Genomic DNA, 20719 nt, shown 5'->3' on the forward strand with positions numbered 1-20719 from the left:
ACTGTAAGGATTATTTTTGTATAGTGTTTAATTTGTTCAGTTCTTCCATGAACTGAGGTATTGCCTCAAATAAATCTGCTTCAAGACCATAATCTGCAACACTAAAAATTGGTGCTTCACCGTCTTTATTAATTGCAACAATAACTTTACTTTCCTTCATTCCAGCTAGATGCTGAATTGCACCTGAAATTCCAACAGCGATATATAGATCTGGCACTACCACTTTTCCTGTTTGACCTACTTGATGATCGTTACTTATGTATCCAGCATCTACTGCCGCTCTTGATGCGCCAATTGCTGCACCTAATTTATCAGCAATTTCTGTAATTAATTTAAAATTGTCCCCACTTTGCATTCCTCTACCACCTGATACAACAATTCTTGCTGTTCCAAGCTCGGGTCGATCAGATTTAATTTCCTCTCTTTTTATAAATTTTGTATTTGAAAACTCCTCACTTGCATCTACTTTTTCAATTGGAGCTGACCCACCTGTGCTCTCACATGGATCAAATGAAGTAGGTCTAATTGTTACGCACTTTTTAGCATCATTACTCTTAATTGTTGCAAAAGCATTACCTGCATAAATTGGTCTTAAAAAAGTATCTGATGATATTACTTTAATTATGTCACTTACTTGTGATGTATCAAGATGAGCAGCAATTCGTGGCATCAAGTTCTTTCCAAATGTATTTGCTGAACAAACAATGTGAGAATAATTCTCTGCAAGTTTAACAATCACCGGAGCAAAATTTTCTGCTGTGAAGTTTTCATAGTGGGCTGCTTCCACGCTTAATACTTTTTTAATTACCGGAAGTTCAGATAATTGTTTTGCAGCATCTGTGGAGTTTTGACCAATAACTACAGCATGAACATCTGAATCAATTTGAGATGCTGCTGTAGCTGCATTAAGAGTAAACTGTCTTAACTCTTTATTATTGTGCTCTGCTATAAGTAAAACAGCCATTAAATTACCTTCGCCTCATTTTTTAATTTTTGAACCAATTCAGCAACATTTGCTACTTTTATACCTGCTTTTCTTTTTGGAGGTTCCTCTACTTTTAATTGTTCTAATCTTGGTGACACATCTACACCTAAATCAGAAGCAGCAATTTCCTCTATAGGTTTTTTCTTAGCTTTCATTATATTTGGGAGTGATGCGTATCTTGGTTCATTCAGCCTAAGATCACAAGTTACAATAGCTGGAACATTTATTTCAATTGTTTCAAGACCTTCGTCTATTTCTCTAGTTACTTCTAATTTATTATCTTTAATATCTATCTTTGAAGCAAATGTTGCTTGTGGCCAATTTAATAAAGCACTCAACATTTGGCCTGTTTGATTACAATCATCGTCTATTGCTTGTTTGCCCATAAATACTAAATCTGGTTTTTCTTTATCTACTATTTTTTGTAAAATTTTTGAAACAGCGAGTGGTTCTAAAATTCCATCAACTTTCACATGAATACCTCTGTCCGCACCAACCGCTAAAGCTTTCCTAACAGTTTCTTGAGCTTTTTCTTCACCGACAGTCACTGCAACTACTTCTGTAGCTTTGCCTGCCTCTTTTATTTTTACAGCCTCTTCTATTGCATTATCATCAGGAGGATTGGTTGACATTTTAACGTTGTCAGTAACTACACCCGTTCCGTCTTCTTTAACTCTTATTTGAACGTTGTAATCAATAACCCTTTTTACAGCTACTAAAATTTTCATTAAGCTCTCAATAAATTATTTTCTGAGTCGTATGGACTTTCATCTAGGACGGTAGCGTCGTACATTTCACCTAATATATCAACTTGTAATTTGTCGCCCACATTTGAACAATTTGGTTTAACCATTGCAAGAGCTATTGATTTATCTAATCTAAATCCAAATTCACCACCCGTTGCTCTCCCAACAACTTTTCCATCTTTAAAAATTGGGTTATTTCCAAGTACATCTGCATCTTTAGTATTATGAACTTCTAAAGTGACCAATTTATTATCAAAACCTTTTTCTCTCCATTTATTAAGTGCCTCTAAACCAATAAAATTTCCTTTATTTGGATGAACAAATCTATCAAGACCAGACTCGTATGGTGAGTATTCAATTGATAATTCTGTACCAACTAGTTTGTAAGATTTTTCAACTCTTAAACTATTCATAGCCCTAATCCCAAAAGGTTTGATTCCTAAATCTTTTCCTGCTTCCATTAATTTATCAAAAATATGATTTTGATATTCAATTGGGTGATGTAATTCCCAACCAAGCTCACCCACAAAGTTTACTCTCATCGCATTTACTGGAGCATATCCAACATTTACATTTTTAGCAGTTAGCCATTTGAAATTCTCATTAGAGAAATCATCTGTTGAAACCTTATGCATTAATTGTCTAGCTTTAGGTCCTGCTACAACTAAAACTCCTGTGCTGTTTGTTAAATCTTCAAATATTACTGATCCATCATCTGGCATCCATTTTTGTATCCAGTCATGATCTAATCTTAAATTTGCTCCAGCAGAAACTAAATAGTAACTATTCTCTGCTTCTTTCATTATCGTAAATTCTGAATGCACTCCACCTTTAGTGTTCAAAGCATGACATAAATTTATCCTTCCAATTTTTTTTGGAAGTTTATTAGCTACCAAATAATCTAAAAATTCTTCAGCTTTCGGGCCCCTAATTCTACATTTTGCAAATGCAGTCATGTCTAAAAGGCCTACATTTTCTTTTACATTTTGACATTCTTTCTTAATTGCGTCGAACCATTTTGATCTTCTAAATGACCAATCATCTTTTTGTTCCATTCCATCTGTTGCAAAAAAATTAGGTCTTTCCCATCCAAACTTCTGACCAAACACAGCGCCTAAATTTTTCATTCGTTCATAACAGGGAGCTGTTCTTAGAGGTCTTGCTGCTGGTCTTTCTTCATCTGGATAATGAATTATGAAGACATGACTATATGCTTCTTCATTTTTTGCTCTTAAATAAGATTTAGTTGCATAGTTACCGTAACGTCTTGGTTCTACTCCTAACATGTCAATTGTAGGTTCGCCATCAACGATCCACTCTGCTAGTTGCCAACCTGCACCACCTGCTGCAGTTATTCCAAAACTATGTCCTTCATTAATCCAAAAATTTTTAAGTCCCCACGCAGGTCCAACAATTGGATTTCCATCGGGAGTATAACATATTGCACCGTTATAAACTTTCTTCACTCCAACTTCTCCAAATGCAGGGACTCTATGAATTGCTCCTTCAATATGTGGAGCTAATCTGTCTAAGTCTTCTTGAAATAATTCATATTCAGAATTTTTTGATGGCCCTTCTACATAACAAGCCGGTGCACCATCTTCATAAGGACCTAAAATTAATCCTCCAGCTTCTTCCCTCATATACCATCTACTATCACTATCTCTTAAGACACCCATTTCTGGTAATCCATCTTTTTTTCTTTTTTGAATTGCTGGATGCGGTTCTGTAACAATGTATTGATGTTCAACAGGTATTACTGGAATATCTAATCCTACCATTTCACCAGTTTGCCGTGCAAAATTTCCTGAACATGAAATAACGTGTTCGCACTCTATTGATCCTTTGTCTGTTTCTACAACCCATCCATCTTTAATTTGTCTCATTGATAGGACAGTTGTATTTCTATAAATTTCAGCTCCTCTGTTTCTTGCACCTGTTGCTAATGCTTGTGTTAAATCTGCTGGTTGGATATATCCATCTTCAGGGTGTTGTATTGCGCCAACTAAATCATCGGTATTGCATAATGGCCAAATTTCTTTTACTTGCTCTGGTTTCAAAAATTTAACATCTACTCCAATAGTTCGAGCTACACCTGCATATTGATGGTATTCATCCATTCTATCTTTTGTACTTGCTAAACGAATATTTGAAACAACACTAAAGCCAACATTTTTCCCAGTTTCTTCCTCAAGTGTTTTGTAAAGATTAACTGCATACTTATGAAGTTGTCCCACAGAATAACTCATATTGAATAAAGGTAATAATCCTGCGGCGTGCCAAGTAGATCCTGAGGTTAACTCTTTTCTTTCAACAAGAACTACATCGGACCAACCTTTTTTTGCTAAATGATAAAGAGCGCTAACTCCTACAACTCCTCCACCAACTACTACAACTTTAGTTTTTGTTTTCATTCAGAGATTCCTACTAAATTTTTAAATATTACGAAACAAAAATGTATGTTGAAAATCAAATTGAGCTTCCAAGAGGGATCGGACTAGATACCATTGTAGTTAACCAACAATCTTTTAAACTTCCATCCAAAGTATACTTTTCAACTTGCCAATTAAATTTATGATAAATCTTGTTTTTATCAAGAATGATTACTTCAAATTGTGCCCATTTGTCACTACTTCCAAGCTCAGTAATTGTATGACTTAGGTGATTAATCATCATCCCGTAAGAGTCACTTTTTAACATCATCTTAAAATTGCTTAATGGCCCCGTTACTCTCTTGTTGTTTGGGTGAGCAAAATTCCATGTTTGTTCAATTCCACTATCTTTGAATTTTGAGTCATTTTTTTGAAGTCCAGTTAGTTGTATCTCTATAACTTCTTTTGGTTTAATGTTGCTATTTGGATTTAATAATTCGGCGTTTGAAAAAGTCGAAAATATAAATAAAAAAATTAATACTTTAAAGACAGTTTTCATTTTAAAAATAATTACTCTGATGTTTTGTATTTACTATTATTGATAATAATTACAAATAATATTGGAAGAATTAATGTCAAAAGTGTCACAACAATTAATAAAATCCCAAGTTCAGAATAATCTGCTGTAGTTTGAATTTCACCTGAAACTTTATCTTTTACTTCTCTTGTAACCGTAAAAATTTCGTTTAAATACTTAGTTCCCAGTGCGCTTGCTGATAACGCAAGATTTGTAAAGGATGCAAAAACTGCAAAAAAAGTTGCCTTTAAATGTGCTGGAGCATTTTTAGCTATCCATGCCAAAAGAGGAATCATTGAGACTTGTCCCAAAGGAGATTCGAGAGCCGTGTTTATTAATGCGATAAACTTAGCATCAACTACTCCACCTGTTAATGAAGCTGTCCAATTATGAAAACCATAATACATTCCAACACTTGGTAAAAACAAAATTGCTCCTGCAATACTTAAAACAACAATTATTTTAGCAATTGAGTTATTTGCCATGAAAGGTCTTAATAGTACAATACCTGCTAATGTTAAAATTGATGCAAGTAATGATAATATAGAAAAAAATTGCTCATTAAATCCTAGTTCATCAATTTCAAACCATGTTAATCCTGGTCCAGGTCCAGGCATTGCTCTAAATATAAAAATAATAACTGCTGTGCCTACAATAGTTAATCTTAATTCTTGAGGTAATTCTTTAATAAGCTTAAACATTAAAAACAAAATAATTATTACTGAACCTATAAATACAATTTCTTGTGCAAAAGGTACCTTAAAGGAACCAACGGACAATGTGAAAATAACGAAAACTAAACTCCCTCCTAATATCCACCAGTTTATTTTTGTTTTCTCGCTACCTCTTTCCTCTTTAAATTCAAAGCCTTTAGATTTTAAAGTTCGTATTTTTTTATGTCTTAAATAATTTGCTAAAATTACACCTAATATAGAAACTAAAGGTATTATCAGTGCGTAGATATAAATAGTTCCATATAAATTTATCTTTTCAGTCTGTTCTAAACTCTCTACGTCTCTGAACAAAATTACATTTACCAATGCTACAAGGACTGTACCACCAATAATCGCAAACCTTCCAAGAGTTTGCATAGTTGTGTGCATGACTTTTATTTGATCCTTGGAATAATCATTTCCTATCTCGTCAACTAAAGGAACAGCCTCTACAGTCATAGCATCAGCGACCACGTCCTGAACCACATAGCCAACGGGAGCTAAAATTACACTTATTACAAACCACGTCTCTACCGAAAATATCTGGGACATATCTTCAGTATGAATAATTAACCCGTACATAATCAGTAAACTAAGAGCTATTAATGAAGCTCCAAAGTAGACCATATAATTTTTTCTTTCCCAAATAAGATCTACTAGATGACCTAATGGCATTTTTAAAGCCCAAGGAATACCTGCCCAAAAACCTAATCCTGCAAGAAATGCTGCTGAAAGATTTAAATAATCTTTTACAAAGAATGTGCCAACTATACCCGTTAAACCAGATATACCTGCAGCCATATAAACCATTAATGGTGGTAAGTAAGTCCACTTAAATTGTCGACCCAAGTCTAAAAAAGTACTATCTAAAAACTTAATTACTTTGTTCATTAGTCACTCAAAACTGGAAACGCCTGTCTAACTTTCAGAAAATACTTTTGATATTCCATTTTAGTACATTTGTTTTCAACATACTTAATATCATTTTTTTCCATCAAATCTTTTGCCTTTTCGTCTCGTATACCAAGTTGTAACCATAAAACTTTAGCCCCAATTTTAACTGTATCTTCCGCTATAGCATAGACTTCTTTAGATGGTCTAAAAACATCAACGATATCAATCTGATCTTTAATATCTGATATTTTAGCAAAAACCTCTTGCCCTAAAATTTTTTGACCTTCGGCTCTAGGGTTAACTGGATAAACTTTATATCCATATTCCTGCATATATTTCATTACAATAGTTGAAGCTTTTGTAGGATCATTGCTTACTCCTACCATGGCAATAGTTTTATATTTTGTAAGAATTTCTCTTATATCGCTCATTAATTATTTTTAATCTGTTTCTCACAAAATATTCTAGCTTCAGAAGCAGTCATTGGTTTTTCCAATGTTTTACTTCCAGCAACACACGCCTCGATCGCTCTTTTTTGATTATGATCTTTAAAATTATAAATTACTAATACACCAATAATAATAAAAACTACTACTAAAATATTTTTTATCACTATTTATTTTTCCAATTTGGTTTTCTTTTTTCCAGAAAAGCAGTAATTCCTTCTTTAGCATCCATTGCCATCATATTAAGCGTCATCATTTTGCTTGTATAAGCATAAGCTTTATTCAAAGGCATTTCTAATTGTTTGTAAAAAGCTTGTTTTCCAATTTTTATTGTTAGATTGGATTTAGAAGCAATTTTATTTGCTACTTTGATTACTTCTTTATTTAATATTGTTTTTGAAAAATAATCATTAATTAAACCTATCTCTTTAGCATAATTCGCGCTGATAGGTTCTCCTGTTAACAACATTTTCATCATTGGTTTTCGATTTATTTTTCTACTAACAGCAACCATAGGAGTGCTGCAAAACAAGCCAATGTTTACACCAGGAGTAGCGAACAATGCATCTTTAGTGCTGTATGCTAAATCGCAACTTGCAACTAATTGACAACCAGCTGCAAATGCTGCTCCATGAACTTTAGCAATTACAGGTTTTCTGCCTTCAACTATCTGAAGCATTACTTTTGAACAAAGATTAAATAATTTTAAATATTTATTTCTCTTTTTTAAACTTCTCACCTCTTTTAAATTATGTCCTGCACTAAATCCTTTGCTTGCACCCTCTAATATAATTACTTTTACTTTTTTATCAGTATCTAATTTTTTCAAAGCTTTTAATAAATCTGAAAGATTTTTGAATGATAAAGAGTTATAAGTTTGTGGTTCATCAATAGTAATTGATGTAACTTCATTATTAATTTTTTTAATTTTAATGTTACTAGTCATTTAATCAGTTAATCCATCGGATCTGGCCTGATTTCTTTCTATATGAATTGGTAAAACTTTACCATAAATAGCTTTCGAGTGCTCGGGAGTGTTAACTCTCCATGGATCTAAAACATAAGCTGGAATGCACATATATCTTGATTTTTGGCCTTCAACTTTTGTTACCCTATGCAAAGTAAATCTACCTTTAAATATTTGTAAATCTCCTGGTTCCAACTTTAATTGTCTTACTCTAGTTCTATCTCCTGCTATAACTTTTTGAACTTCCTCAAAATTTTCATTTCCAGGACCTCTGATATTTGGACAATATTCAAATACACCTCCCTTATCAGGTTTTTGTATCATTAAACTAAGTGTAAATTCACAACTATCAAAATGCCATGGGAGTACTCCATCTGGTTTCATAACATTATACGCATGACATGCTAAAGGATCTGCCCATCTGTAAATAGGTGAAATGCCTAAACATGCGGATACAAATTTTAAAAGTTCCTCAGTTTCGTAAAGATATTTCATCTCAGAATCTTTTGGGAAACAATCTGAATTTAAGTATCCATTATATCTATTCATAAAGGTTCTTTTTGGATGATCTTTTGGTAATGAAGGATCGTCCTTTGCATATAAGTATGCATTTATACTTTCTTTAGACATGTAAACTTCGTCTAATTGTTCCTCTAACTCATGATTCATTACATTGAGTGCTTTGGGTAGAATAAAATTTGGAATTGTTGAACAACTATGTTGATTAAGTTCTTCTTTACAATTTTTAATTAGATTTTTAATTATTGGTGAATTTAAATCGTGTATTGGATATTTATCTAAATCTACAATAGTCTTTAGTCTGTCGTTCATTTAAGTTTATTTTAACTTTCCCTCTTCTCTCATTTTTGCTCTTATCTTGGTAGCCGATATTTTTTGAGTTTCTTCGTCTAAAACTATTTCTTCAATCTTATATCCAACTCCCCTACCATAACAAATATTTGTAATATTAGGCACTAACATTATTTTAAATTGCCCTTCAAATTCAGGATTTAATCTGTCTTCAATGTTTTTTTTTACCGTTTCAAAATCAAAAGGATTATCATCTACACCTTGCACATCTCTAATTTGAATACAAACTTGTCCTGTTTTTTTAATAATTTCTTTAAACAAAGTATAGTGTCCATCGTGAAAAGGTTGCCATCTTCCTAGCATTTGTGCTGTTGGTTTTTTGTTATCCCATTGATATGTCATTTTTTTATCTCCTCTATTATTTTTGGTGCCCAATATTTTGCATCCTGAGTTGTTACATGAAAATCAAAATTCTTAGGATTAACAAACATTTGATTAGTGTCTTCAAATCTTCCTTCTTTAATTGTGTCGACCCATACTCTAAAATCTGATGGAAACAAGCTTCTCGCTTTAGGTGTTGGTGCAATGAAATCTGCAATTACATAATGACCTTCTGCTTTAATTTTCAAAGCTGCTTCAGCCATCCTTTTTGCTTGTCTTACTCTTCCTTCTTCAGAGAAATCCCAATCATTTGCAGCTTTTCTTACTTCATCAGCGTTTAATCTTTTTGCTTTTAAAAGGGGTGCCATTTCGTCTGCCAAAGTTGTTTTGCCAGCTCCTGGTAACCCCATTACTAAAATAATTTTCATTAAATATCTTCTAATGGATGATGGGACATCAATTCGAGTCCATTTTCGCCAATTAAGTATTGTTGTTCAAGTTTGACACCTTCTTTGTCCCCAACTTTGCCAATATAGCTCTCAAGAGTAATTGTCATATTCTTTTCAAAAGTTCCACCCTCTTCACCACCGTCTGTTGGGTATCTTATTTGAGGCCACTCATCACACAATCCAATTCCATGAACCATACAAGAATATCTGTTACCATAATACTCCTCTGGAAGTACCCAAGATTTATTTATAAATTCTTTGAAGCTCATCCCTGGTTTTATAAGTCTATAATTGTGATCTATTTGATCTCTAGCCATTGCATAAATTTTTTTTTGATTTTCATTAAATTTATTTCCAACAACAAAGGTTCTTGATATGTCTGCACAATATCCATAAGGGCCAACCATATCTGTGTCGAAAGCAACAATTTCTCCTTGTTGCATAACTTTATTGCTACTCTCTTGCATCCATGGATTCGTTCTTTCTCCTGAAGATAAAATTCTACACTCTATCCATTCACCACCATTTTCAATATTTGTTTTATGTAAAATTGACCACAATTCATCCTCAGTCATACCTGCCTTAAGATCTGATCTCATTTTTGATACACCTTTTTCTGCAACTTCTATTGCTGCTTTCATACAGGTTAATTCATCAGGTGACTTAATTACTCTTGCTTGTTCTAAAATAAACTTTGCATCTACAACTTCGATACCCTCTTTATTTAAAGCTGTAACCGCAGGACCATTTAAAACGTCAATTGCAATCTTTTTTGATTTAAAATAATTTTTGGATAAATCTTTAACTTCATTTATCCATTTCAATAATTGTAAATTTGCCTGATCTCCATTACTGAAGTAATCCCACGTGATTGCAGGTCTTATTTCATCAATTAGATTTAAATGTTTAGATAAAATTTCACAATTGAAGTACTCATAAAGAATATTTGGTCCATTAACTGGAACAAAACAATATCTTGTTAAATTATGCATATTATAGACACTCATGTTTAAAGTATCTAAAGCATAGCGAACATTCACCGGATCAAATAAAATACACGCTTCTAAATTATTTTTTTGTAATTCTTTTTTTACTCGATCTAACCGATATGATCTTAGTTTATCAAAATTAATTTGATCCTCTCTTAATCTTTTTTTTAATATAAAACTTTGTTTTGGTTTTATCTCTGGAGCTATTTTTCTTTTAAATTTCATAGTTTGGCAAATAATATATCAAAATTCATAAAATGTATATTTTGCTAAAATTTCTTCACCAGGTTCAATGTCTCTTAATGAAACTAAATAAAAGTACTTTAAATTATTATTATTTTTATCTTCCGGTGTCTCTTTAATGTTCTTTTCAATATTCTGACCAAAGTCATATTTTGGAAGTGTATCTGATGATAATTTAATAACATTTGGATTTTTTGAGTGATTATAGAAACCACCAATAGGTGTTCTTATATAGTTGTCTTGGAAATCAATGTTTTTCACATGTGTAATCCCTATAAAAGAATTTTTTTCAATTTTAGTTTTGGAAAATAATCCCAAGCCATCAATTTTAGATTCTTTTATCGTAAGATTTACGGGAAGAGGTCTATACATTTTTTGTAACCCTGTATAAACCTAGCCAAGCGTTTACATCTTTACTAGCAATATAGTCTGATTTGAAAAACTCTATTTCTTTCCATTTATTATTTTGGTTTAAACTTATGATTTTTTTATCAAACCCGTATTCCTCATGAATACCTTCGTTAATAGTAAAACAAATTAACCCACCTGATTTTGTAATTCTTACAAACTCATCTAAAGCATTTGGTTTTACATGTCCAAAAGTAAATGTTCCTACACACATAACAGCATCATATGAATTATCTTTTGCATCAATTGTTTTATTAAGATCAACTTTTGTTAATTTTTGATAAAGATTATTTGGAACAGAATCTAATAAAGTTTGTGATAAGTCTGCTCCGTGAAAATTTTTAAAACCGTATTTTTTTAGCTCTATACCAACTAAACCAGTGCCACATCCGGCATCAAATATTAAAATATCTTTATTCTTCTCGTGCGCATTAAATGTTTCTGCAGTTTCTTTTGGTCCTGAATAATTCCAATCAACCATATCTTTATTGTATTTATCTTTGTCTCCCCACTCATCGTAGTATCTCATAACTTCATCTGTGGTTTTAAGTTTATAAATCGGAATTTTGTTTCCTACGTCTTTTTGAGCCATTAGCTTCTCATTTTTTGACCACTTGGATCATAAAGTGGTTCTTTAATAACTGAACAATTAAATAAATCTCCATTTATCTCTACTTGAATCTTATTTTCAGATTTAATTTTTTTTTGATCAACAAAAGTAAACGCTACACTTTTGTTTACAAAATGAGCGAACCCACCTGAGGTTACATATCCAACGCTCTGATCTCCATTCATAACGGCTTCATTATTTGTTACATCAATATCATTTGTTTCAACAATTAATGGTATAAGTTTATTTGAAGAATTTTGCTTTTGTGCACTTTCTTTACCAATAAAATCTTTATCCCAATTAATAAAGGTGTCTAAGCCTGTTTCTTTTGCAGTAAAATCTGGTCTATAATCTAAAGTCCAAGCTCCCCAATTTTTCTCTAACCTCATTGACATTAATGCTCTTCCTCCAAATGGTTTAATATTAAATTCTTTTCCAGCTTCCATTAATTCTTCATAAAGTTTTAATTGATAGTGAGGTGCTACATAAATTTCGTATCCAAGTTCACCAGTAAATGAAATTCTATTTATTATTGCTGGAACTCCCCCAACAAACATTCTTCTAGAGTCTCTAAATTTAAATTTTTCATTTGAAACATCGTCTCTTACAATTTTTTCTAAAACTTTCCTTGAATTAGGTCCTGCGATAGACAATCCATGATACTCATCAGATCTGTTAGAGTAAATTAAATTAAATTTTCCTAAATGACTGTCAAACCAACGTCTATGCATTTCCTGAGCAGCTCCAGATCCAAATACCATGAATTCATTCTCATCTAGACAAGCAACAGTTAGATCGCCACATAATTTTCCTCTATACGACAGCATTGGAGATAAAGATATTCTTCCTGGTTTTGGAAGTCGTCCAGCCATGATGTGATCTAAAAATTTTCTAGCATCAGGACCTTTGAACTCATGCTTTGAAAAATTTGCAACTTCAATTAAACCAACATTTTCTCTTACATTAATAACTTCTTTTGAAACATAGTCGTGTGATCTTGACCTTTTTATTGTTGGTTCCTCATGAGCATCTTCTTTATTATTTGCAAACCACAAAACATTTTCCAATCCAAAACTATCCCCCATTACAGCGCCTTGATTTATAAACCGGTCATAAAGTGCAGTAGTTTTTTGTTTTCTTCCCTTTGGTAAAGTTTCATTTGGGAATGTCATAATAAATCTTCGTTCATAATTTTCTGAAGATTTGATTGTTCCATATTGAGGTGAAGCGTAATCTCCAAATCTAGCAACATCCATTGCCCAAACATCAATAGAAGGTTCTCCATCAATAATCCATTCAGCAATACATTTTCCAACACCACCACCTTGACAAAATCCAGCCATAACTCCAACTGCAACCCAATAATTTTTCATTCCCGGTACTGGGCCAATGAGAGGACTTCCATCTGGACCAAAAGTAAAAGGTCCATTAACTATATTTTTTATACCAGCACGCTCTAAGGCTGGCATTCTTTCAAAACCAATTGCCAGTCTATCTTCAATATTATCTAACTTTGGCTCAAGTAACTCATGACCAAAATTCATTGGTGTACCTTCTACTTTCCAAGGTGTTGATTTTGGCTCATAGGTTCCAAGCAACATTCCCTTTCCTTCTTGTCTAAAGTAAATATTTCCTTCAAAATCTGTTCCTATAGGCAATCTTTGATCACCCATTGCTTCAATTTCTGGAATAGGTTCAGTGATTAAATAATGATGCTCCATTGGTTGTACTGGAAGATTGATCCCAGCTAGTTGGCCAACTTCTCTTGCCCATAAACCACCCGCATTAATTACTATTTCAGCATTGATGTTTCCTTTGTCAGTAAATACTTCCCACGATCCATCTTTTTTTTGTTTCGTATCTTTAACAACAGTGTGAGTGTAATATTTTCCACCATGAACTTTTGCAGCTTTTGCAAAAGCATACGTAACTCCTGATGGATCAACTTCACCATCAATAGGATCCCATAATGCTAATAAATATCTAGATGGATCAATTAATGGATGTTTCTTTCTTACCTCCTTTAAAGAAATGAATTCTTGGTCAAGCCCCATGTATCTTGCTTTTGATCTTTCCCTCTTTAAATAATCGGCCCAAACTTCATTTGATGCTAAATAAAAACCCCCACTAGGTTTAAATCCAGTTGAGTGACCAGACTCTTTTTCAATATCTTTATATAAACCTATTGTGTAAGCCATCATCCGGGAAATATTAGGATCAGATGAAATTACATGAACATTACCTGCAGCATGCCACGAAGAACCTGATGTTAATTCATTTCTCTCAAGTAAAATACAATCCTTTAATCCAAATTTAGATAGATGATAAAGTATAGAACACCCAACTACTCCTCCACCTATGATTACTACTTTGGCATGCTTTTCCATTAATATTTAATTTCCTTATTTACTTTTTTCAAAGATTTATCAGTACCATGATGAAAATGTTTGCTCATATCAGGCATGTATTTCATTGAAATTGGTTTTTTACCAATCGCAACAGACATTTCTCTAACGTGGTGAGCTTCAGCGCCACAACATATACCAATAAAATTTATTTTATTTTTTATACAATTTTTTGCAAATTCTGCCATCTCAAATCTGTTACAAAATAAATTATCTAAAGCAACTGGAAATGCATTTCCACCTGGAATACAGTCACATCCATGATCAGTGATATTCAAGAAACCAGGTTCTTCTTCAGTAGTTCTGTAAGGAACAGGAAGTCCTGATACGTGGCATGAAACTTTATCTCTAACTTTGTTTAAAAGTTTCATTGTCATCTCAGGTCCTCTGTAACAATTTAATCCAACTACATCAGCGCCTAATTCTTCCATCATCTTACATGCATCCTCAGCACTGTCACCTTCTCTAGTTTTATCCCCTCTAGGAATTGCAAAATTACAAACTGCAATAAGTCCTGCATCTTTAATTGCTTTTAATGCAATTTTCATTTCGTCTGTCCAACTAATTGTTTCAGCAATAACAAAGTCAACACCAGCTTCTTTTGCCCAAGCTACTTGTTCTTCATACATTTGTTGACACTGTTTATGAGTATTTGAGTCACTAGGATCAAATACATTTGTATTTGCTACATCTCCACAAACCATCAAATCTAAATCTTTGAACTCTGCAGCAGCATCCTTTGCAATTTTAAGTGCATTTTTTTGCATAGGTTCTAGTAAATGTTCTTTGCCAATTATTCTAAGCTTTTCTCTATGACCGTAATAAGTAAATGCTTGAACAACATCTGAACCTGCTCTGATAAATTCTCTGTGTAACTGAGTTACTACCTCTGGATGTTCTAAAACTACTTCTGGAACAAATGGACCTGCTGAAAGGTAACCTCTTCTTTCCATTGCAAAAAGATAGCCTTCAGCACACATTATTGGGCCTTCATTTAATCTAGTAATAAGATCTTTTTTCATTATTTAACCTCTCATTTTGTTAAGTTAGTTGCAACCCACTTATGAAACATCAAAGTAGGAGTATCCATTACAGGTGAAAAATTTCCACCATTGTAAGCTGGGGAATTTCGTCCGTTTTGCATTCCCTCTATTGCAGTTACATCCTCATTCATAACTTTTTGCCAAAATACAAAATTTTTTTCTCTTATATCTTTAAAATCATTACTAGATGCACTTTCATCTCCAACATAATATAATTCGAAATGTTCTTTTGTTTGATTGTTAGAAATTGGCTCTAACCAAAATGCATAAAAATGATCAATATGTATTCCCAACATTACGTTTGGATATAATGATACATATTCAGATTTTTCAGAAAGTTCAGTTGGCCAGTTGGGGAAGCATTTAAATTTAATGTTTCCATCAAACTGTTGTGAATATTTATTACTTCCTTGTCCTGAAAAATTAAAATTCTCATCCTCAATATGATAGTGGTCAGAAATATTTGAAACTTTATTTAGCTCTGGATGTATCCATGGTAAATGATAGCTTTCACAATAATTCTCAATTGCAAATTTCCAATTACTATTTACTGTCATATTAAAATATCCGTTATCAGTCGAATGTCTAATTAATTTTTGATCTTTTTTAGCAATAAACTTAGACCATCTATTCTCTAGAGGTTTAATGAAATCTTTAAATGGTTTTGCGTTAGAATTTATATTGATGAAAATTAAATCCATCCAAATATTTGATTTAATTTCTTTTAAGTTACTATTGTTTTTATCAAACCCTTCAACCTCATGTTTTCCTAGTCCTCCTATATGTGGAGTAACAGTTAATTTTCCATTAAAATCATATGACCAAGAATGATAAGGGCATCTAATTACATTTTTTAATTTACATTCCTGATCAACTAATTTGAAACCTCTATGACTACAAACATTATGAAAAACTTTTACTTCTTTCTCTTTGTTTCTAACTATTAATATTGGTATACCTAAAAGATTAAAAGGTTTTACATCACCTGGGTTTGGCACTGAACTTGCAACCCCGATCATCGTCCAATTATTTTTAAATATTTTTTCTTTTTCAAACTCTAAATAATCATTATTCAAATAACATTCATTCGGTAATCCATGAGCTTTCTCTATGGGATTTTTAACAACTTCAATTTTATTAAGATCTAAGATGTCTGATAATTTTTTATTTAAATTCATAAACCTCCTTTTTTTAATTAATTAAAAAATTAATCGAGGCTTAAAATTATCTTTCTCTAATTATGATTTGTTGAAAAACAGTTTTACAATTTAAAATATAAACAAATTCTTTGAAAAAAAAATTTGCAGAAAAGGTCATTTAGAAACCTTAAACAAAAATTTAGGGCAGATAAAGACAATTTAACTTCAACCAATAGTTGAATAAAATTTGCTTTATTATCCTCAATATGTTCAATTTAAGTTTTAAATGAAACAAATGTGGGAGATATAATGAAAATTAAAAGAATACTTCTTTCACTAGCTGTTGTGTTTGGTCTTACTTCTTTTGGAAATGTTGCCAATGCAGCTTGTGGAAATATAACGATTGCTAATATGAACTGGGCTTCAGCAAACTTTATGGCTGAGGTTGATAAGATCATATTAGAAAAAGGTTATGGATGTACAGTAGAATTGGTGCCTGGTGCAACAATGCCTACATTTACATCTATGCAAGAAAAAGGTGAGCCAGATATTGCACCTGAGTTTTGGGCAAATGCTGCTAAAGTAGAATTAGAAGCTGCGGTTGCTGAAGGAAAATTGCATTCAATCAACAAAGCTCCAATAACTGGTTTAGGTGAAGGTTGGTGGGTATTACCTGCAACTTTAGAAAAACATCCAGAATTGACAACTGCGGATGCAATTTTAGAAAGACCTGATCTATTTCCACATCCTGAAGACCCTTCAAAAGGTGGATTTCATATTTGCCCTCCAGGATGGAACTGTGAACTAAGTAACAGAAATCATTTTAGAGCTTGGGAAATGGAAGCTAAAGGATGGATGATAGTTGAAACAGGTTCTGCTGCAGGATTAGATGGCTCTATAGCTAAAGCAGCTGAAAGAGGTGAAAACTGGTTTGGTTATTATTGGTCTCCAACAGCTATTATTGGAAAATATAATATGCAAGCAGTAGATATGGGTGAATATGCAGGAAAAGATAATTGGGATAACTGTTTATCAAAGCCAGAGCAAGAATGTGCGAATCCATTGAAATCTTCATGGGTAAAATCTGAAGTTTATTCTGTAGCTACTGATAATTTCAAAAAAACTGCTGGAAAAGAAGGTATGAGTTATTTAGAAAAAAGAACTTACCCAGGTCCAGTAATGAATGGAATGTTAGTTTGGATGGGAGAAAACCAAGCTGAAGGTGCGGACGCTGCAATTGAATTCATAAAAACACAAGAAGAAGTGTGGTCTAAATGGGTTACAAAATCAGCTGCTAAAAAAATTAAAGCAGGTCTTTAATTAAAAATAAAATTATCGAACCCGTTTTCAAACGGGTTCGATTAAATTAAAAAAGATTTATGGAATTCTTTAGCAAAATCCCTGTAATGGATAGAACAGCTTTAAGGGAGTTGAAGAAAAGTATTGATTTTAGTTTTAAAGAGTTTTCGAGAGCTTATGGTGATGCGATAGAAGGTTTTTTTGATCCACTTTTATATTTTTTAATTTGGTTAGAAAAATTATTAGTAAGCAGTCCATGGCCTATAGTTATTGGAGTTTTTGCATTACTTGCATGGATAGGATCTAGAAGTATCAAGCTAGTTATTGGAACAGTTGTTTGCTTTATCGTAATTGGTTATTTCGGTATGTGGAAAAATTGCATGGCAACAGTAGCGATTATTTCTGTTTCCACTTTAGTTTGCATAGTTGTAGGAATTCCAATCGGAGTTTTAATGTCAAAATCAGCAAGAACGGAAAAAGCGATTTTGCCTATTTTAGATATGATGCAAACAATTCCAAGCTTTGTGTATTTAATTCCAATAATTATGCTTCTTGGTATTGGTAAAGTTCCAGGGCTACTTGCGGTATGTATTTATGCATTACCTCCAATTGTAAGATTAACCAACCTTGGAATTCGAGAAGTTGATAAAGAAACCCTTGAGGCTAGTGAAGCTTTTGGAGCAACACCAATGCAAAAATTAAGATCAGTTCAAATCCCACTTTCACTACCAACAATTTTTGCTGGAATTAATCAAACAATTATGATGGCTTTAGCGATGGTAGTAATAGCGTCTATGATAGGTGTAAAAGGTTTAGGAGTGCCAATTTTACAAGCTATTTCAAACCAATATTTAGCACTTGGAATGATGAATGGTTTGGCAATTGTAGCTCTAGCGATTATCTTTGATAGAGTTACTCAGCAGTACGGACAAAGAATTCAAAAGCACAGAGGTCAGCTAAAAAAGTAAATTAGTCTCAATCGAATTTTCTAGACTCATATCTCAAAATAAATAAAGATTTCATTATGAATTTTTCATTGGAAATAGGTCCTAAAACTGAGGTAGATACAGTTCCAGCGTTGTCAGACATATATATTACAATGCTACCTGGAGGTGATTACAGAGAGACTGCTGATAAAGCAGTTGAGCTTGTAAAAAAAGGATTTAACCCTGTACCTCATTTTCCTGCTAGATCAATGCATGATGAAAAAGAAGTTAAAGATTATGTTTCTAGATGCAAAGATGGAGGGGTAAAGCAAGCCTTGATTATTGGAGGTGGAAGAGAACCTGCAGGTAAATTTGATAGTTCATTTCAACTTTTAGAGACAGGTTATTTTGAAAAAATGAAAATAGGAATTGCTGGACATCCAGAGGGGAGTCCTGATATATCCGATTCAGATTTAGAAAAAGCTATGATAGATAAAAAGCCTTATGCTGACTACATCGTTACTCAATGGTTGCTAGATCCTCAGCCTATTATAGATTTTATTTCTAAGCAAAGCGTACCAGTGCATGTGGGAATTACTGGACCTTTAAAAATATCTAGCTTAATTAAATTTGCTAATATTGTAGGGGCAAAAAATTCCATTAACTTTCTTAAATCTAATTTTACTAAGGCATTAGATTTATTGAAACCTAAAGACCCTAATGATTTAATTGGGAAAGTTAAATCGCATACTGATAACTTCCACATTTATACATTCGGCGGCTTGAAGGAAACTAACAAGTGGTTGAAGGAGAATAGTTATGTCTAAAGAATTTGACTATACTAAAGTACAACATGTTACTTCTGTTGATCAATCAGATAGAGAAGTACCATACAATTTAAGACAGAGTGGGCCAACAAAAGTTGAATTATTAATTTCAACAAGGGTAAGAAAGTCACCTTATTGGCATTTATCAATGCAGGCAGGTTGTTGGAGAGCAACTGTGTACAATCGAATTTATCATCCAAGAGGTTATGTAAAACCTGAAGATGGTGGAGCAATGGTTGAGTACGATGCAATCGTAAACCATGTTACAATGTGGAATGTAGCTGTTGAAAGACAAATAAGAGTTAAAGGTCCAGATGCAGAAAAATTTACTGACTACGTTATAACTAGAGATGCAACAAAAATTTCTCCTATGAGAGCAAGATATGTAATATTATGTAATGCTTACGGAGGAGTTTTAAACGATCCAATTCTTTTAAGAATTTCAAAAGATGAATTTTGGTTTTCGTTATCAGACTCTGATATTGGAATGTATTTACAAGGTGTAAATGCAGATGGAAAATTTAATTGTACAATTGAGGAAATAGATGCATGTCCAGTACAAATTCAAGGTCCTAAATCAAAAGCTTTAATGCAAGACCTTTGTGGTGACCAAGTTGATTTTGATAATATGCCTTTCTATGGATTAGCAGAAGCAACCGTTGGTGGAAGAAGTTGTATAATTTCTCAATCTGGTTTTTCAGGAGAAGCTGGTTATGAGATATACTTAAGAAATGCAACTTTATATGCCGAAGATATGTGGAATGCAGTATTAGATGCAGGAAAAAAACATAACTTGATGGTTATTGCACCTGCACACCATAGAAGAATACAAGCAGGTATTCTCTCTTGGGGACAAGATATGGATCAACAACATAATCCGTTTCAATGTAATTTAGGTTATCAAGTTTCATTATCTGGCAAAGGTGAATGGAATAAAAAATCCGATTATGTTGGTAAAGCTGCTTTAGAAAAAATGGGAGCAGATATAAAAGCTGGAAAAAAACCCTATAAACTTCAATTAGTTGGAATGGAGTTAGGCGGTAAACCAATTGACGATTATGCGCCTGATTTTTGGCTGGTATCACCAGAAAGTGGTGGAGAACCAGTTGGATTTCTTACTTCACCATGGTGGCATCCTGAGAAGAAAACCAATATTGCTATGGGATACGTTCCGTTTGATGGAACTTTAAACCCTAATGGATTTCCAAAAAATAAAATTGGAACTAAGTTTAAAGTACATCTTCCAGAAAAATACTCTGATACTCCAGGAACACCTGTAGATGCTGTGGTTGTGGATATTCCATTCAAAGAGTCTTTCAACGCAAATACAAGAGAAGTTGTAAAAGGCTAAAATTTACTATGGGGGAGCTAATTTCAGCTCCCCTTTTCAATTCTCATGACCAAAAGTTTTTTAATAGCAGTTTGCATTATCATTGCTATTGCTTTAATAATATTTCCATTAATTGTTTCTTATAAGGCTCAAAAAAATA

The 20719-nt window shown here is 32.8% G+C and carries 21 protein-coding genes; 4 read left to right on the forward strand and 17 right to left on the reverse strand.

Annotated elements, in window-relative coordinates:
- Positions 1–10: 10 nt before the first annotated feature.
- Genes ACTT9L_RS03525 through ACTT9L_RS03605 form a run of 17 tightly spaced genes read right to left on the reverse strand, consistent with a single transcriptional unit; the run spans position 11 to position 16216 of the window.
- The gene (locus tag ACTT9L_RS03525) at positions 11–964 is read right to left on the reverse strand and encodes an electron transfer flavoprotein subunit alpha/FixB family protein (protein WP_440927964.1); all 954 of its coding nucleotides are present in this window, start codon (positions 962–964) and stop codon (positions 11–13) included.
- A complete protein-coding gene (locus ACTT9L_RS03530) occupies positions 964–1713 on the reverse strand; it encodes an electron transfer flavoprotein subunit beta/FixA family protein (RefSeq protein ID WP_440927965.1) in 750 nt (249 codons plus the stop codon). The genes ACTT9L_RS03525 and ACTT9L_RS03530 overlap by 1 nt, the downstream gene beginning before the upstream one ends.
- The gene (locus ACTT9L_RS03535) at positions 1713–4145 is read right to left on the reverse strand and encodes a GcvT family protein (protein WP_440927966.1); all 2433 of its coding nucleotides are present in this window, start codon (positions 4143–4145) and stop codon (positions 1713–1715) included. The genes ACTT9L_RS03530 and ACTT9L_RS03535 overlap by 1 nt, the downstream gene beginning before the upstream one ends.
- A gap of 55 nt (positions 4146–4200) precedes the next feature.
- On the reverse strand, positions 4201–4662 hold the full coding sequence (locus ACTT9L_RS03540; RefSeq protein ID WP_440927967.1) for a hypothetical protein: 462 nt from the start codon (positions 4660–4662) through the stop codon (positions 4201–4203).
- A gap of 11 nt (positions 4663–4673) precedes the next feature.
- A complete protein-coding gene (locus ACTT9L_RS03545; protein ID WP_440927968.1) occupies positions 4674–6284 on the reverse strand; it encodes a hypothetical protein in 1611 nt (536 codons plus the stop codon).
- Positions 6284–6718 (reverse strand): CoA-binding protein, encoded by a 435-nt coding sequence (locus tag ACTT9L_RS03550; protein WP_440927969.1) that lies wholly within the window; start codon positions 6716–6718, stop codon positions 6284–6286. The genes ACTT9L_RS03545 and ACTT9L_RS03550 overlap by 1 nt, the downstream gene beginning before the upstream one ends.
- Positions 6718–6900: a hypothetical protein gene (locus tag ACTT9L_RS03555; protein ID WP_440927970.1), complete on the reverse strand. Its 183-nt coding sequence runs from the start codon at positions 6898–6900 to the stop codon at positions 6718–6720. The genes ACTT9L_RS03550 and ACTT9L_RS03555 overlap by 1 nt, the downstream gene beginning before the upstream one ends.
- Positions 6900–7679: an enoyl-CoA hydratase gene (locus ACTT9L_RS03560; RefSeq protein WP_440927971.1), complete on the reverse strand. Its 780-nt coding sequence runs from the start codon at positions 7677–7679 to the stop codon at positions 6900–6902. Before ACTT9L_RS03560 ends, ACTT9L_RS03555 begins: the two co-directional genes overlap by 1 nt.
- Positions 7680–8531, reverse strand: a complete 852-nt coding sequence (locus ACTT9L_RS03565) for a HalD/BesD family halogenase (RefSeq protein WP_440927972.1) — start codon at positions 8529–8531, stop codon at positions 7680–7682. It abuts the gene before it with no gap.
- Positions 8532–8537: 6 nt separating this feature from the next.
- The gene (locus tag ACTT9L_RS03570; RefSeq protein ID WP_075504706.1) at positions 8538–8912 is read right to left on the reverse strand and encodes a cytidyltransferase; all 375 of its coding nucleotides are present in this window, start codon (positions 8910–8912) and stop codon (positions 8538–8540) included.
- Positions 8909–9319 (reverse strand): adenylyl-sulfate kinase, encoded by a 411-nt coding sequence (locus ACTT9L_RS03575; protein ID WP_440927973.1) that lies wholly within the window; start codon positions 9317–9319, stop codon positions 8909–8911. The genes ACTT9L_RS03570 and ACTT9L_RS03575 overlap by 4 nt, the downstream gene beginning before the upstream one ends.
- Complete coding sequence (locus ACTT9L_RS03580) at positions 9319–10554, reverse strand: M24 family metallopeptidase (protein WP_440927974.1); 1236 nt, start codon at positions 10552–10554, stop codon at positions 9319–9321. The genes ACTT9L_RS03575 and ACTT9L_RS03580 overlap by 1 nt, the downstream gene beginning before the upstream one ends.
- Positions 10555–10572: 18 nt before the next feature.
- Positions 10573–10944 carry an SET domain-containing protein-lysine N-methyltransferase gene (locus ACTT9L_RS03585; RefSeq protein ID WP_440927975.1) on the reverse strand — a complete coding sequence of 124 codons (372 nt, stop codon included), beginning with the start codon at positions 10942–10944 and terminating at the stop codon, positions 10573–10575.
- A complete protein-coding gene (locus ACTT9L_RS03590) occupies positions 10937–11572 on the reverse strand; it encodes a class I SAM-dependent DNA methyltransferase (RefSeq protein ID WP_440927976.1) in 636 nt (211 codons plus the stop codon). Before ACTT9L_RS03590 ends, ACTT9L_RS03585 begins: the two co-directional genes overlap by 8 nt.
- On the reverse strand, positions 11572–13977 hold the full coding sequence (locus ACTT9L_RS03595; RefSeq protein WP_440927977.1) for a GcvT family protein: 2406 nt from the start codon (positions 13975–13977) through the stop codon (positions 11572–11574). Before ACTT9L_RS03595 ends, ACTT9L_RS03590 begins: the two co-directional genes overlap by 1 nt.
- The gene (locus ACTT9L_RS03600) at positions 13977–15017 is read right to left on the reverse strand and encodes a homocysteine S-methyltransferase family protein (protein WP_440927978.1); all 1041 of its coding nucleotides are present in this window, start codon (positions 15015–15017) and stop codon (positions 13977–13979) included. The genes ACTT9L_RS03595 and ACTT9L_RS03600 overlap by 1 nt, the downstream gene beginning before the upstream one ends.
- Before the next feature lie 11 nt (positions 15018–15028).
- Entirely contained in the window at positions 15029–16216 is a 1188-nt protein-coding gene (locus ACTT9L_RS03605) for an aromatic ring-hydroxylating oxygenase subunit alpha (RefSeq protein ID WP_440927979.1), read from the reverse strand.
- Between the two features lie 270 nt (positions 16217–16486).
- Between ACTT9L_RS03605 and ACTT9L_RS03610 the strand changes: the two genes are divergently transcribed.
- The 4 genes from ACTT9L_RS03610 to ACTT9L_RS03625 are packed head-to-tail and all read left to right on the forward strand — an operon-like array spanning position 16487 to position 20580.
- Positions 16487–17497: a glycine betaine ABC transporter substrate-binding protein gene (locus tag ACTT9L_RS03610; RefSeq protein ID WP_440927980.1), complete on the forward strand. Its 1011-nt coding sequence runs from the start codon at positions 16487–16489 to the stop codon at positions 17495–17497.
- Between the two features lie 59 nt (positions 17498–17556).
- The gene (locus tag ACTT9L_RS03615; protein WP_440927981.1) at positions 17557–18444 is read left to right on the forward strand and encodes an ABC transporter permease; all 888 of its coding nucleotides are present in this window, start codon (positions 17557–17559) and stop codon (positions 18442–18444) included.
- 56 nt (positions 18445–18500) lie between these two features.
- Positions 18501–19229, forward strand: coding sequence for a methylenetetrahydrofolate reductase (locus ACTT9L_RS03620; protein WP_440927982.1), 729 nt, complete (start codon positions 18501–18503; stop codon positions 19227–19229).
- Positions 19222–20580, forward strand: coding sequence for an aminomethyl transferase family protein (locus ACTT9L_RS03625; protein ID WP_440927983.1), 1359 nt, complete (start codon positions 19222–19224; stop codon positions 20578–20580). The genes ACTT9L_RS03620 and ACTT9L_RS03625 overlap by 8 nt, the downstream gene beginning before the upstream one ends.
- The last annotated feature ends 139 nt before the right edge of the window (positions 20581–20719 follow it).

The organism is Candidatus Pelagibacter sp., assembly GCF_052049675.1.
Lineage (GTDB): Bacteria > Pseudomonadota > Alphaproteobacteria > Pelagibacterales > Pelagibacteraceae > Pelagibacter.

What these genes read in the sequence shown, in the direction of transcription:
- ACTT9L_RS03545 (WP_440927968.1), bottom strand. Translation starts at nt 6,284, where the DNA reads ATGAACAAAGTAATTAAGTTTTTAGATAGTACTTTTTTAGACTTGGGT.
- ACTT9L_RS03605 (WP_440927979.1), bottom strand. Translation starts at nt 16,216, where the DNA reads ATGAATTTAAATAAAAAATTATCAGACATCTTAGATCTTAATAAAATT.
- ACTT9L_RS03595 (WP_440927977.1), bottom strand. Translation starts at nt 13,977, where the DNA reads ATGGAAAAGCATGCCAAAGTAGTAATCATAGGTGGAGGAGTAGTTGGG.
- ACTT9L_RS03560 (WP_440927971.1), bottom strand. Translation starts at nt 7,679, where the DNA reads ATGACTAGTAACATTAAAATTAAAAAAATTAATAATGAAGTTACATCA.
- ACTT9L_RS03535 (WP_440927966.1), bottom strand. Translation starts at nt 4,145, where the DNA reads ATGAAAACAAAAACTAAAGTTGTAGTAGTTGGTGGAGGAGTTGTAGGA.
- ACTT9L_RS03620 (WP_440927982.1), top strand. Translation starts at nt 18,501, where the DNA reads ATGAATTTTTCATTGGAAATAGGTCCTAAAACTGAGGTAGATACAGTT.
- ACTT9L_RS03625 (WP_440927983.1), top strand. Translation starts at nt 19,222, where the DNA reads ATGTCTAAAGAATTTGACTATACTAAAGTACAACATGTTACTTCTGTT.
- ACTT9L_RS03540 (WP_440927967.1), bottom strand. Translation starts at nt 4,662, where the DNA reads ATGAAAACTGTCTTTAAAGTATTAATTTTTTTATTTATATTTTCGACT.
- ACTT9L_RS03570 (WP_075504706.1), bottom strand. Translation starts at nt 8,912, where the DNA reads ATGACATATCAATGGGATAACAAAAAACCAACAGCACAAATGCTAGGA.
- ACTT9L_RS03575 (WP_440927973.1), bottom strand. Translation starts at nt 9,319, where the DNA reads ATGAAAATTATTTTAGTAATGGGGTTACCAGGAGCTGGCAAAACAACT.
- ACTT9L_RS03550 (WP_440927969.1), bottom strand. Translation starts at nt 6,718, where the DNA reads ATGAGCGATATAAGAGAAATTCTTACAAAATATAAAACTATTGCCATG.
- ACTT9L_RS03610 (WP_440927980.1), top strand. Translation starts at nt 16,487, where the DNA reads ATGAAAATTAAAAGAATACTTCTTTCACTAGCTGTTGTGTTTGGTCTT.
- ACTT9L_RS03530 (WP_440927965.1), bottom strand. Translation starts at nt 1,713, where the DNA reads ATGAAAATTTTAGTAGCTGTAAAAAGGGTTATTGATTACAACGTTCAA.
- ACTT9L_RS03525 (WP_440927964.1), bottom strand. Translation starts at nt 964, where the DNA reads ATGGCTGTTTTACTTATAGCAGAGCACAATAATAAAGAGTTAAGACAG.
- ACTT9L_RS03615 (WP_440927981.1), top strand. Translation starts at nt 17,557, where the DNA reads ATGGAATTCTTTAGCAAAATCCCTGTAATGGATAGAACAGCTTTAAGG.
- ACTT9L_RS03590 (WP_440927976.1), bottom strand. Translation starts at nt 11,572, where the DNA reads ATGGCTCAAAAAGACGTAGGAAACAAAATTCCGATTTATAAACTTAAA.
- ACTT9L_RS03600 (WP_440927978.1), bottom strand. Translation starts at nt 15,017, where the DNA reads ATGAAAAAAGATCTTATTACTAGATTAAATGAAGGCCCAATAATGTGT.
- ACTT9L_RS03585 (WP_440927975.1), bottom strand. Translation starts at nt 10,944, where the DNA reads ATGTATAGACCTCTTCCCGTAAATCTTACGATAAAAGAATCTAAAATT.
- ACTT9L_RS03580 (WP_440927974.1), bottom strand. Translation starts at nt 10,554, where the DNA reads ATGAAATTTAAAAGAAAAATAGCTCCAGAGATAAAACCAAAACAAAGT.
- ACTT9L_RS03565 (WP_440927972.1), bottom strand. Translation starts at nt 8,531, where the DNA reads ATGAACGACAGACTAAAGACTATTGTAGATTTAGATAAATATCCAATA.